At 73.3% G+C, this 12,456-nt stretch carries 11 protein-coding genes; 1 reads left to right on the forward strand and 10 read right to left on the reverse strand.

The genetic code is table 11. From position 1 onward, the window contains the following. Positions 1-14: 14 nt before the first annotated feature. The 10 genes from LXB15_RS06485 to LXB15_RS06530 all read right to left on the reverse strand — a co-directional run bounded on the left by LXB15_RS06485 (position 15) and on the right by LXB15_RS06530 (position 11,317). Positions 15-1,250, reverse strand: coding sequence for a bis-aminopropyl spermidine synthase family protein (locus LXB15_RS06485; protein WP_233951785.1), 1,236 nt, complete (start codon positions 1,248-1,250; stop codon positions 15-17). Continuing rightward, entirely contained in the window at positions 1,247-2,287 is a 1,041-nt protein-coding gene (locus LXB15_RS06490) for a PIG-L family deacetylase (RefSeq protein ID WP_233951787.1), read from the reverse strand. The genes LXB15_RS06485 and LXB15_RS06490 overlap by 4 nt, the downstream gene beginning before the upstream one ends. Further along, positions 2,284-3,669 carry a class I adenylate-forming enzyme family protein gene (locus tag LXB15_RS06495; RefSeq protein WP_233951789.1) on the reverse strand — a complete coding sequence of 462 codons (1,386 nt, stop codon included), beginning with the start codon at positions 3,667-3,669 and terminating at the stop codon, positions 2,284-2,286. The genes LXB15_RS06490 and LXB15_RS06495 overlap by 4 nt, the downstream gene beginning before the upstream one ends. 9 nt (positions 3,670-3,678) lie before the next feature. Continuing rightward, entirely contained in the window at positions 3,679-4,902 is a 1,224-nt protein-coding gene (locus tag LXB15_RS06500; RefSeq protein ID WP_233951790.1) for a DegT/DnrJ/EryC1/StrS aminotransferase family protein, read from the reverse strand. Positions 4,903-4,954: 52 nt separating this feature from the next. Next, complete coding sequence (locus tag LXB15_RS06505; protein WP_233951792.1) at positions 4,955-5,788, reverse strand: ROK family protein; 834 nt, start codon at positions 5,786-5,788, stop codon at positions 4,955-4,957. After that, complete coding sequence (locus tag LXB15_RS06510) at positions 5,785-6,825, reverse strand: Gfo/Idh/MocA family protein (RefSeq protein ID WP_233951794.1); 1,041 nt, start codon at positions 6,823-6,825, stop codon at positions 5,785-5,787. Before LXB15_RS06510 ends, LXB15_RS06505 begins: the two co-directional genes overlap by 4 nt. Next, the gene (gene asnB / locus LXB15_RS06515; RefSeq protein WP_233951796.1) at positions 6,822-8,564 is read right to left on the reverse strand and encodes an asparagine synthase (glutamine-hydrolyzing); all 1,743 of its coding nucleotides are present in this window, start codon (positions 8,562-8,564) and stop codon (positions 6,822-6,824) included. Before asnB ends, LXB15_RS06510 begins: the two co-directional genes overlap by 4 nt. Positions 8,565-8,567: 3 nt before the next feature. Next, on the reverse strand, positions 8,568-9,455 hold the full coding sequence (locus LXB15_RS06520; RefSeq protein ID WP_233951797.1) for a fatty acid desaturase: 888 nt from the start codon (positions 9,453-9,455) through the stop codon (positions 8,568-8,570). Then, positions 9,452-10,942: a hypothetical protein gene (locus LXB15_RS06525; RefSeq protein WP_233951799.1), complete on the reverse strand. Its 1,491-nt coding sequence runs from the start codon at positions 10,940-10,942 to the stop codon at positions 9,452-9,454. The genes LXB15_RS06520 and LXB15_RS06525 overlap by 4 nt, the downstream gene beginning before the upstream one ends. A gap of 174 nt (positions 10,943-11,116) precedes the next feature. After that, positions 11,117-11,317: a hypothetical protein gene (locus LXB15_RS06530; RefSeq protein ID WP_233951801.1), complete on the reverse strand. Its 201-nt coding sequence runs from the start codon at positions 11,315-11,317 to the stop codon at positions 11,117-11,119. A 196-nt stretch (positions 11,318-11,513) separates the two neighbouring features. Here LXB15_RS06530 and LXB15_RS06535 point away from each other — a divergent pair, with 196 nt between their 5' ends. Further along, on the forward strand, positions 11,514-12,374 hold the full coding sequence (locus LXB15_RS06535; protein WP_233951802.1) for a DMT family transporter: 861 nt from the start codon (positions 11,514-11,516) through the stop codon (positions 12,372-12,374). Positions 12,375-12,456 lie beyond the last annotated feature (82 nt).

Raw genomic sequence — 12,456 nt, forward strand, 5'->3', positions numbered from 1 at the left:
GTCGCCCGGCGATCTCAGCCGGGCCGGCCGCCGCGCTGTCGCTCGAAGACCTGGCCACCGCAGCGCGGGCAGCCCGCCGCCTTCAGCGCCTCGACCGTCGCAAAGCGTTCGCCGGCCCCGACCGGGGTTACAAGGCCGCATTCGGTGCAGCGATAGGCGCGCAGGCGCGGCCGCACCTCGCCCGTATAGATCGGCGTCTCGAACCGTTCGCCTGCCGTTGCCGACCGCGTGCGGCCGGTGGTCTCCAGTTCGATGAACTGGCCGACCGAGCCGAGGATCGAGGCGCCGCCGTAATGGTTGAAGGACGGCCGCATCCGCAGGATGGCCAGGCCGAGGTCGGAGAGCCGCTGCTGCAGGTCGAGCCGGTCGTCGGGCGAAAGATCGGCGAAGGACAGGAACAGCTTCAGCCCGGGGCCCGCCTCCAGCGCCTCGATGCCGCGCGAGACGAAGAGCGCCATGCCGTCCAGCGTGTAGGGCGGGTCGGTGGCAACCACGTCGAACCGGCCGGCGAGGGCTTCCGGCAGCGGCTCGCGCAGATCGTGGGCAATCGGCTCGAAGGCGATGCCGTGGCGGGCGGCGCCCCGCTCGAGATGGGCGATGCGGGCGGGATCGAGCTCCAGCACGACCAGGCGGCGCGGCGGCGCCGAGACGGCGCCGGCGACGAGGCCGATCGCCACGGAGAGCGAATCGTCGTCGCCGATCAGGAGGATGCGCCGGCCGGCCAGGGCGCCGGCGCGGTGCATCGCGAGCGCCCGTCGCAACGCTGTCTCGGCGGTGCAGGGCGCCTGGTCGAGCGTGACGTCGACGGCCGGGCCGTCGGCGACATGCGCCTCCATCGCCGGCAGCAACTGCACCAGCAGCGGATCGAGCCCCTCGTCGGCATCGTCCGCCTGCCGCGACGGCGTGCGGCGCGGACGCGGGCCTTCCGGGTCGCGCGGCACCGCCGGTTTCGGCACGATGCCGAGCGCCTCCGTGACGAAGCTGCGTCCGGCGTCTGTCAGCCCGACGCCCTGGCCGCGCTCGAACAGGCCGCGGGTCTCCAGTTCCCGGCGGACGGCGCTGACCACCGGCAGTGGCATGCGGACGAGCCGCGCCAGGTCGCGCAAGGCGAGCGGGCCTTCGGCCGCCACCGTCCGCACGATGCCGGCGACGCCTTCGCGGCCTTCGCGCAGGCTCGTCGCGGCGGCGACGTCGGCGAGAACGTCCGGGGGTGACGCGGGAGGGTTGGTGCCGTCTTCTGTAGGTGTCATGGCGCCATAGAACCGACCGCGCGGCCCCTGTCCATCGCCAAGCGCGCGGCGCCCGCCGCGGCGAAGGTCATTTCCGCGGGCGCGCCGTCGCCGCCGAGGGCGATCGCACGCGCCTTGCAGAGCGCGATCTGCGGCGCGCGCAGCCGGGTGCGGAAGACGGCGAGGGCGGCGAGCTTGAGCGTCAGGGCCTTGCGGCTGGTTGCCAGTGGCCGCGAGAGATTTTCCGCGTGCTTCCCCGGTTCCGCGGCGGCGTAGGGCAAGTCCTCGTAGAAGCGGACTCGGTCGCTCACCAGCACGCCCGCATCGAGAAGCGCGCGCGCCGCCAGCGCCGTCAGCACATGATCGAGATGGCCGCCGATGCCGGCGGGCGCGAAGACCGCCGCGTTGCGGCAGGCGGGCTCCGCCAGGATGGTCGCAAGCCTGTCCCCCAGATCGCGCAACTCGCGAGCGAAGCCGGGCAGGGTACGCGCCGTGTGCACGTCCCAGCCGAGGGTCCGCGACAACGACAGGCGGTGCCGGTCCTGCGCGCCGGAAAGCCCGAGATCGCGGCTTTCGTAGCCGAGGATGCGGCCGGCCAGCCGATCTTCCGCCCGGGCGATCTCGCCGAGCGCTGGCACCGGGACGCGCAGGCCGGTCTGGTAGGACTGGTCGGAAAAGATGTTGCAGACGAGCGCCCGGCCGCCCGAGCCGAGCCGCGATGCCAGCCAGGCGCCCACGGAAAGGGCCGCGTCGTCGACATGCGGCGACAGGATCACTGTCTCGACCGGGCCATCCGGGGCCCAGTCGCCCGGCAGCACCGCGATCAGGCTTGCCCGATGCAGCCGGTCGAACGCGGCGGCCGCCGGCGCGTCGTCGAGCGGCAGGCGGGCGAGCGGCGTCTCGGCGGCGAGATCGGCCGCGAGGCGGGCGGCGGCGGGATCGACGGCGATGGCCCGGCCGCCAAGGGTGCGTATTCCGTCGGGGCCGGCCGCGAAATGCGGGAGCAGCCGGGTCGTCGCGTCCGGGCCGAAGGCCGCGCAGGCGTCGGTTGCCATCATGCGGTGGTTGCGCCCGCTTCGGCGTCACCCGGCGACTTCGCGACCCTTTCACGCGCTGCCAGGGCTGCGAGGATCGCCGTCCGGTCCGGCTTGCTCGCGGCAGTACGGGGCAGCGTGTCGAAGACCAGAACGCGCGGCGAGGGCACTCCTGCCGCGGCGACCGTCGCCCGGACGCGTTCGCGGTCGATCCCGATGCCTTCGCAGGCAACGACCAGAAGGTCGCGACCGGCCGCCCAGGGAGCGGCCGTCGCCAGCGCCACGGCGTCGCGGACGCCCGGGACGGCGAGCGCCTTCGTCGCGACCTCAGCCCCGTCGATCGTCCGTCCGTCGATCTTCAGCCGATCGTCGAGCCGGCCGTGCAGGCGGACGGCGCCATCGGAAAACCGGCTTGCCCGGTCGCCGGTGCGCCAGACCGGCGAGGCGCCGTGGGCCGGGCCGTTCGCCAGGACGGCATGGCCGAGATCGAGCACCAACTCGCCCGTCTCGCCGGGCCGTGAGGGCGCGACGATCCGCACGCCGTCGAAGGGACGGCCGATGAGGCCTTGCGGCAGCGAACGCACCTCGCCGAAGGTCGCGCCGGTCTCGCTGCTGCCGTAGTTGCGCCCGAGCGGGCAGCCGAAGCGGCGCGCGAAATCGGCCGCGAGGCTGTCGGGGACCGCCCCGGCGCCGGCGATGGCAAGGCGCAGGCGCGACTCGCCGGAAGCGCCCGCCGGACCGGCCGCCGCCACCAGCAGCCTCGCCATCGGGGCTGTCAGGACGACGACATCGAAATCGCCGCCGCGGATCCGCCGGGCAAGGCGCGTCGCGTTGAAGGTGGCGGGCAGCGCGAGGGTAGCGCCCGCCGCCGCGGCGCCGAGACAGGCGCCGAAGCCGAAGGAATGGCAGATCGGCGCGGCGACCAGCACCCGATCGTCAGGGCGAAGGCGATAGCGCGAAACATAGCGCTGCGCTTCGGCGAGCAGGCTCGCCACGCTGCGCGGCGCCGGCCGCGGCTGGCCGGTCGACCCGGAGGAGAGATGCACGATCGCCAGCCGGTCCGGGCCGGCCACGTCCGCCGCCGGCATGTCCGTGGACACGCGCAGCGGGACCGGGCCGCGCCAGTCCCAATGCGCGGCCACGGATCCGTCCGGGCCCGGATGGGGAACGACGACCGGAATCGCGCCGGCCCGCCACAGTCCGATGATCCGGAAGAGCAACGCCGCGTCGCCGCCGAGGGCGACTCGATGGCCCGCGATGGAGGCGTTCCGGAAGGCGGCGCGGGTGGTGCGGTTCGCAGCCGCCGCGACATCGGCAAAGGCGAGGCTCTCGCCAGGCTGCGTCCCGATCCGGCAGCTGGCGAGCAGGTCGAGCAGCGGCGCGAGGGGGGCTGCGGCCGCGTGCATCGCAGCGCGTCAGGCCGGTTCCGACTCGGGCTGAGTAGCCTGTCTTGTCGGGCGCGAAGGGGTGCGAAGCGAGGCGACGGCTGCTGCGACATCGGCTACCAGCGCCTCGTCGCCCAGCAGCAGCGGGTGCGCGAACCAGATCGCCTCCCGCGCCGCGCGCTCGGCCACCGGCGTCTCCATCCGCGCATAGTCGGGGGCCCGGCCGCTCCGCCCGGAGAGCAGCGCCAGCGCGTCTCCTGCGAACATCTCGGTGCGGTGCACCGGCGGGAAGCAGCGGAAGGCCGGGATGCCCATCCGCCGCAGCGACGCCGACAGCGCTGCGGCATCGGCGCCCCCGAAGGCAGCCGGGTCGAACCAGGCCATGGTCATGTAGCGGCCGTGGCGCTCGACATGCGGCTTCGTCGCCAGCGGCTCGAGCCCGGCATCGCGCAGCCCTGCCTCGAAGACCGGCGCATTGCGGTCGCGGAGCGCCATCTCTTCGGGCAGCCGGCGCAGCTGCCCGAAGAGCAGGGCCGCCTGGAACTCGGTGAGCCGCATGTTGGTCGTCGGCATCAGGTGGCGGTATTCGGTGTCGCCCTTCGGCCGGCCGCAGGAATGGAGGGCGAAGCTCTGCGCGGCGACGTCGGCGCGGTTGGTGGCGACCGCGCCGCCCTCGCCGCAGGTCATCAGCTTGCCCGACTGGAAGCTGAAGATCGACGCTTCGCCGATCGAGCCGAGCGGGCGGCCGAAGGCGCGGGCACCGTGCGCATGCGCCGCGTCCTCGACCACCGCCAGGCCGTGCCGGCGGGCGATGTGCAAGATCGCCGGCATCGCCGCCGCCTGGCCGGCCATGTGGACCGGCACGATGCAGCGGGTGCGCGGGCCGATCGCCGGCTCGATCAGGGCCACGTCGATGTTCAGCGTCTCCGGCTCGACGTCGACGGGGATCGGCCAGGCTCCCAGCCGCAGCACGGCCGAGGCGGTGGCGACGAAGGTGCAGGCAGGGACGATCACCTCGTCGCCGGGCCCGACGCCGAGGGCCGACAGCGCCAGCTCGAGCGCCGCGGTGCCGTGTGAGACCAGCCGGACATGCGCCACGTCCAGCGCGTCGGCGAACGCCGCCTCGAAATCGTCGCCCTGCGTGCCGTTGCCGCGCCACCAGCGGCGCGACCGCAGGACGTCGAGCAGCGCGGCCTCGTCGGCCGTGTCGGAACGGGGCCAGGGCGGGATGCGGGAAGCGAAATCGCGCGGCATGGCCATCCATCCGATAAAACCACAGGTAGTATTATGTTAACGGACTCAGGCGTCAAGTTGTACCCGCAGAGGCGTAGCGGGCGGCTCCCAGCAAGGGCGCGTCGGGCCCGGCCGGGTGCCGGACCGGTACGACCTGGCCGGGCCTAGCGAAGCGCGTCGTGACCCGATCGAAGAACGGCGAAAGGCCGAGGCTCCCGCCGATCGCCAGCTGATGCGGGTCGAGGAGGCCGACGATCAGGTTGAGCGCTTCGGCGACCGCGTCGGCGGCGCGGTCGAGGACCGGGTCGGCCGCGGCGCGCGGCACGGTGAAGATGTCGAAGCCGGGGTCGTCGTCCCGGCCGAGCAGACGCCGGAAGGCGCGGCCGGAGGCGGCGGCCTGCAGGCAGCCCGTGGCGCCGCAGCTGCAGGCAAGGCCGGCCGCCGCCCGCACCCTGATATGGCCGAGCGCCATCGCCGATGCCGAGCGTCCAACCAGCAGCCGGCCGTCGACGACCGCGCCGGCGCCGATGCCGGTCCCGATCTGCAGGCAGACGGTCACCGAGCCGGCGGCGGCAGCGACCGGGTCAGCGGCGAGCGCCGCGGCGTGGCCGTCGTCGATCACCCGGACCAGGCCCGACCATTCGTCCGGCAGAATGGTCGTTCCCTCGTAGCCCGGCCGGTTCGGCCAGCGGATCACGCGACCTGCCGTGTCACAGAGCGGTGCGGCGGCGACTCCCACGGGAAGCGGGGAGCCGGCGGCCTGCCAAGCCGTCCGGACCACCGCCGCGCATTCGGCGGCGGTGGCCGGGGTCGGCAACCGCGTCCGCCGCGTCAGGCGATCGTCGCGTCCGACAAGGCCGGTTCGCAGGAACGTCGCGCCGAGATCGACGGCGAACACGGCGCTCACGGTTCGGCCGCCAGGGCGTCGCCGAGACGGGCAAGGAAGGCGAGTTCCGGCGGCTCCGACCCGCCGGTCGCGACGCGATCGGCGAAGTCGCCGAGCATGGCGGCGAAGCCGGCGATCTGCGCCGAGGGTCCGGCGGCGAAATCCTCGACCATCTCGGCCGGGCCGATGGTCGTCCACAGGCGCTGATGCGCCACCCGGCGTTCGCCGGAAAAGCCGAACAGGCCTTCGAGGCGGCAGCTGCCCCTTTCGCCGACCGCCTCGAGCCGGACGAGATCGCCGGGCCGGTCGTCGCGCCAGCGCACCGAGAGGCTGACGTCGCAGCCGGCCAGAACCAGTTCGGCGGCGAACTGGTCGCAGACCTCCATCGGGCGGTCGACGACGCCGCCGTACCAGCCGGCTGCCGCAGCCCGTTCCGGCGCCGAGACGGCGCGTCGCCGCACGGCCAGTCCGTCGCTTCGCCAGGCAAGCGCCGCTCCTCCGATGTCGAGGAGGTGAGGCCCGAGATCGGCGAGGACGCCGGTCCAGCGGCGGGCTGCGGCAAGGTGCCATGCGGTGGCGGGCACGCTGCGATGGCGGTGCCAGAGGAGATCGAGGCGGCGGAGCGGGCCGATCCGGCGGCAGGCTTCCAGAAAGGCCAGCGTGTCGGCGCGGTACCGGCAGGCGGCGGAGGCAGCGAGCGTCGCGCCGCCGCGCCCCGCGGCCCGGCGCAGCCGCGCCAGGTCGGCGGCGCCGCGCAGCACCGGCTTCTCGACCAGGCAGGCGATGCCGGCTTCGAGGGCCGCCACCGCGTCGTCGAGATGGCAGGCATTCGGCGATGCGACGACCACCGCGTCGACCGGCCCCGACAGAAGGGCGGCGCGGCTTGCGACGATGTCAGCCTGGGGGAAAAGTGCCCTCAGCGATGGCCAGCGCGCCGGGTCCGGCTCGCAGATGGCGGTGACGGCGAACTCGCCCGGGCGCTCGGCCAATGCCGGCGCGTAGCAATGGCGCACCACCCAGCCGGCGCCGCAGAAGCCAAGCCGGATCGGCGCGCTCATGCGGCGGCAATCCCGGCCACCCGCCGGCCGGCGAGCGCCGCGAGGACGTCCGGCACGGTGACCGCCGCTTCGGCCTCGATGGCGACGATGCGGAAAATCTCCCACAGCACCCGGTCGACCGGGTCCGGCAATAGCGCGCCGAGGTCGTCACGGACCGGCGTGCTCGCCAGCGCTGTGCGGCAGAGCGACCGGAAACGGGCGAGATGGCCGCGCGCGGCCTCCGGCATCATCAGTTTCGGCCGCCGGGCGATGCCGGCGAGCCGATCGCCGTACCGCTCGCGGGCAAGGCGCCGGAGCAGCGCCTTGCCGTTGCCGCCGCGCGGCCCGACCACGTCGTGCACCGGCAGCGAGCGGACCAGGGCCACCAGTTGGTCGTCGAGATACGGCACGCGCATTTCGACGGACGCCGCCATGGACAGCCGGTCCACCGGCTGCAGGTGGCCGCGTTCCAGCGGATCCGTCATGTCGTGATCGAGCAGCGCCGGCAGCGCGTCGCCTCGGGCCGCCTCGGCGCGCAGCCGTTCGACCCGGGCCAGCACGCCGTCGCGCGGGGCAAGTCCGGCGCGGCGGACCCGCGCGAGGCCCGCGTCGATCTCGGCGACCGAGCGTGCCGGGTCCCGGTGCCGCCGGTAGCCGCCCATCAGCTCGTCGGCACCCTCGCCATCGAGGCAGCAGCGGGCGTGCGTCCCGATCCGCCGGCAGAGCAGGGTGAACAGCGGACCGGCGGCAAGGTCCGGCATCTCCACCAGGGCGAGCGTCGCCGGGATGGCGTCGAGAAAATCCTCGAACGATACGAACAGGCGTTCGTGCCGGGCGCCAATACGCCGGGCGAGGCCGGCCGCCGCCACGGCGTCCGGATGGTCCTCGCTTTCCGCCACCGTGAAGGTGCGCAGCGGCGCGGTCAGGCGCTCGGCGGCAAGCGTCGCCAGGACGGCGGAATCGAGGCCGCCGGACAGGCAGGCGACGATCTCGACGGCGGCGGCGAGATGGCGGTCGACGGCGGCGCCGAGGGTGGCGGCGAACCGCGCGTCGGCGTCGGCCTGCGGGATCGGGTCGGCCGCCGGACGCGCATCTGGCGGAACGAAGGCACGCTGCGGCCCGATCTCGATCCGCCCCGACCAGCTGACGGCCATCATGTGACCGGGACGCAGCTCGGTGATGGCCTCGAAGAAGGTCGCTCCGTCGACCGGCACGCCGAGCACGGCGAAGTCGACTAGCGTCTGCAGGTCGAGGCGCGGCGCGGGGTTTTCGGCGGCGAGAGCCCGCGCCTCCGAGGCGAAGAGGAAGCGTCCGCCGGCCTCGTCGACCCGGAAGGCGAGGGGCTTGATGCCGGTTCGGTCGCGCAGCAGCAGCAGCCGGTCGCGATAGCGCACGGCGATGGCGAACATGCCGCCAAGCCGCGCCGCCGCCGCATCTCCCCACGCCGCAAAGGCGCGCAGCACGACTTCGGTGTCGCTTGGACCCTGGCAGGGGTGGCCGGCGGCAGCCAGCGCGCGGCGCAGCTCCGGCGCGTTGTAGATCTCGCCGTTGAAGGCGACGGCAATGCCCGTGGCCGGGTCCTGCATCGGCTGGGTCCCGTCGCCCGGCGCCACGATGGCGAGGCGGGCGGCGCCGATGGCGACTGGCCCGCGGACGAGTTCGCCCGAGGAATCGGGGCCGCGATGGCGCATCCGTCGCAGCAGGCCGGCGCAGCTCGGCGGCGGCCCGGCGACAGACACGCAGCCGGCGATGGCGCACATGGCTCAGCCGCCCCTGCGGCAGGCGCCGATCGCCGCCGCCACGTCGGCGGCGGCGCGGCGCATCCCCGACCGGCGGGGGCTCCCGGACGTCCGCTCCGCGTGGAGGCGGGGCAGGCGGTGGAACGGCAGGGTCGGGAAGAGATGATGCTCGACGTGGTAGTTGTCGTAGTTGACGAGATAGCTCCACCAGGCCGGGGCGCGATAGCTCCTGGTGTTGGCCTCGAGATTCCGCGACCGCGGGTCGCGTCCGAGATGCTCGGCGGCGGTCATCAGGAAATGCAGCGGCGGCGCCACCACGAAGGCGGGGACCAGCCAGCCGACGACCAGCAGGCGCGGCGCCGCGAGCGCGCCGGCTCCGACGACGGCAAGAGCGAGCCCGGCGAGCAGCAACTGCTCTGTGCGCGCCAGCGCCAGCGTGCGGCGGCCGTGCGGGCCGACGCGGCGACCCTGGACCAGGGCGAGCGTCGTTGTGGCAAAATGCCCGAGGCGGTCCGGTTCGAAGACGTGCAGCAGGACGGCGCGCCACGAGCGGAAGTCCCGGCAGCTCCGGTCGAACACGTCCGCCGGCGTTCCGACATGGCGGTGATGATGCAGGTGCCGGACGCGCGTGTCGGTGAAGCCCGCCAGCATCGGGGCGCCGAGCAGGAAGCCGGCGACACGGTTGGCCGGTTCGCCGGGCAGCAGGATGGCGTGCATCGCCTCGTGCTGCAGTTCGAGCCCGTGGGCGTAGAACACCGCCAGCCCGGCGACCACCGCGAGGGTCGCGGGTCCCGACAGGGTCGCTGCCGCAACGAGCAGCGCGCCCGTTCCGCATGCCCAGAGCGCGAGTTTCAGGGCGGACAGGCCATAGGAGGGGGCCGGGTTCACGGGCAGGGCGTCGGGGCGGGTCATGCCGGCGCCGCCGGGGTTGGGCGCCCGCTCGTCAGGGCACCGGCGGCATAGGGCCGGGAGAAGACGTGCAGGCTGCCGCCGACGAGGAAGACCGCGGCGAGCGTCGTCGGTGCCTCGGTGCTGTCCCGGCGGAGATCGACCGCTCCGGCGGGACCGCCGTTCGCAGCCGGAGGCCAGGGCTGGGTCTCGGTGGCATAGGGAGCACAGCGCCGCAACACGACCGTGCCGAGCCAGGCCGTGCCGGCCGCAGGCCGGAACGCGGTGATCCGGCCGATCCCGCCGGCTTGCAGGCGCACGGCGATCTCCGGCCGTTCGGGCGTGTCGGCGGCGACCTCGCAGCGCCGGCAGATCAGCAGGTGACGGGTCGCGCCCGCGGCTAGGAGCAGGGCATGGCGGTGGGCCGGCGCGCGGCAATGCGGGCAGGGCGCATCCTCCGTGCCGCTGCCGAGACCCTGACGGGCCCACAGCCCTTCCAGCCCCTCGCGGGCCAGCGCGCGGCAGATGTCCGCGAAGTCGGCCTGCCGGTGGGCGTTTGCGCCCGACTGCAGCCGGGCCATCGTCGCGGCGAGCCTGGCATCGGCGGGACTGGCCGCCGGGGCATGGGCGGCACCGCGAGGTGCCGGCTGGAGTGCCGGCCGCGACGGGGACGGCGCAAGCTCCGGCGTCTCCCCGGCAATGGTCGGGGCGATGCGCAGCAACGGGTCGCCGAACAGCAGCAGGCGGTGGCCCGCACGCCGGGCTGCCGGCGAGGCGTTGTGCCTGGCGACGGCCTCGCCGAGGGGGACGCCGCGCATCAGCGCACTCGCCAACGCATCGACCGTCACGGACGAGGCGAGGCTGATCCGGGAGGTGGTGATCAGGGCCCCGATCCGCGCCGAGGCCGCGAGCCGCAGTCCCGCCCCGAAGGTTCGCTCGACGAAGCTGTCGCGCGACGGCCAGCCGACGCAGGTGTTCCAGATCATCGCCCGCGCCCGGATCGCGTTCGGGTGCAACTGCCGTGCCTCTAGGGTCTGCGACTGAAGCTCGGTATCGCAGCGATGGCAGTGGCCGCTCACCCGGCAGGTCGGCGGCCGGGCGGTCCGCCCGGTCAGGAAGTCGCGGTCGAGAGGGCACAGCACCAGGGGCCCGAGATCGCCGTCGATGCCGTCGCCATGGCCGGTGACCGAGACGAGGCTGTCGCCCTGGCCCAGCATGCGGCGCAGCGCCGGCGGGTCGGCATTCCGGCCGGCGACGGCGTAATGGTCGCCCCGGACCAGGCCGATCGGCAGATGCGGGACGATCTCGACCCGCAGCGGCGGTGCCGACGGTCGTGCGTTCAACGCCGCACAGCTCGCTGCCGCCCTGTCGCGGAGTTCGGCACGATCGCGCCCGACGATGATTCCAGGGACCGATGGCCCGACCGTCACCTCGATCGCGTCGAGATGGCGGTCCGAGAGATCTTCCGCCAGGCAGACCAGGATGTCGGCGGGGCCCAGCCGCGGCTCCAAGCCTGTGCCGTCGGCGACGAAGCGTCGCCCCGTCCGTTCAGCCAGCGCTTCGGCAGTGTCGCGCGCGGCCGGTCCCAGCGCGTGGCACGTCCCGCGCCGACCCGCAGCCGATGGCGCGGCGGCGGGTTCCGGCGAGGAAAGCCATTCGGCCCGCATCGCCGCCCGACCGGCCCCTTACCAGTGCAGCGAGTCGCTGATCGCGACGTTGATGCCGTTGCGGGCCATGTCGGCGCGAATGCTGGCGAGTTCGGCCTCGGCCAGATGCAGCTTCTCGAGCCCCGAATGGAAACGCTCCAGCGCGGCCATGCGCACTTCGTTCTCCTCGCGGCCGGAGGCTTCCTGCGAGGCGTTCATCCCTTCCGCTGTACCGGACATCGCATGTCTCCTCAGTCATGTGCAGCCTCACGGCGAGGCAATAACAAAATACACTTTTAGGTTGTAGTTCACAAGGAGCGGAAATCAGTAAGGCGCCCGAATATTTTGTTGCCGGAGGGTTCCTCGGGCCTCGCTTTTCGGCGGGCGAGAGGGCAAAGCGGGACTGCCTGCCCTTTTCCCGATCGCGGTGATCCCCGTGCACAAGCCGAGCGGCATCCTTGCCGGCATCTGCCTCACAATTCTTTCCGGGCTGTCCCTGGCTTCGATGGATACGGTCGGCAAGTTCCTCACTGGCCGGCTGCCGGTGATGGAAGTCGTCTGGGCGCGCTATTTCTTCCACACGCTGGCGATGGTCGCCTGGCTGGTGCCGACGACCGGCATGCGCTTCCTGCGGACCCGGCGGCCGGGCCTGCAACTGCTGCGGGGCGGCACGCTGCTGGTCGCGACGCTGCTGATGTACACGGCGTTCTCGCGGATACCGCTCGCCGACGCGACATCGGTGCAGTTCTTCGCGCCGGTGCTGGTCACCGTCCTGTCTGCGGTCTTCCTCGGCGAGCGCATCGGGATCCACCGCATCGCGGCGGTGCTGGTCGGATTTGCCGGCGTGCTGCTGATCGTCCAGCCGGGCTTCTCCGATACCGATCCCTACCTGCTGCTGCCGCTCGGCGCGGCGGCGATCCTGTCGGTCTACTTCCTGCTGACCCGGACGCTTTCGGGCGCCGACGACAGCGCCTCGACGCTGTTCAACACGACGGCAGTCGGCGCAGTCATCCTGACGCTTTCGCTGCCGCTGGTGTGGCAGTCGCCGACACTGGCGGAATTCGGGCTGATGGCGCTGGTCGGGCTGCTCGGCGCCATCGGCCACTTCTGCCTCGTGCGGGGGTTTTCCTATGCGTCGGCCTCGACGCTGTCGCCGTTCCTGTACGCGCAGGTGCTGTTCGCCAGCATCTTCAGCCTGGTCATTCTGCGCGATCCGCTGCGGCCGAACCTGATTGCCGGCGCGGCGCTGCTGGTGGCCAGCGGTCTCTACATCTGGTGGCGCGAGAACCGGCGGTAGGCGAGAGGCGGCGCGTTGCCGCCGAAGCAGCTGTCACTTGTGTCCCGGTCATTCCCCGCCTGCCGGCCGCCGCAGCACGGCA

This window comes from Aurantimonas sp. HBX-1, from assembly GCF_021391535.1.
Lineage (GTDB): Bacteria > Pseudomonadota > Alphaproteobacteria > Rhizobiales > Rhizobiaceae > Aurantimonas.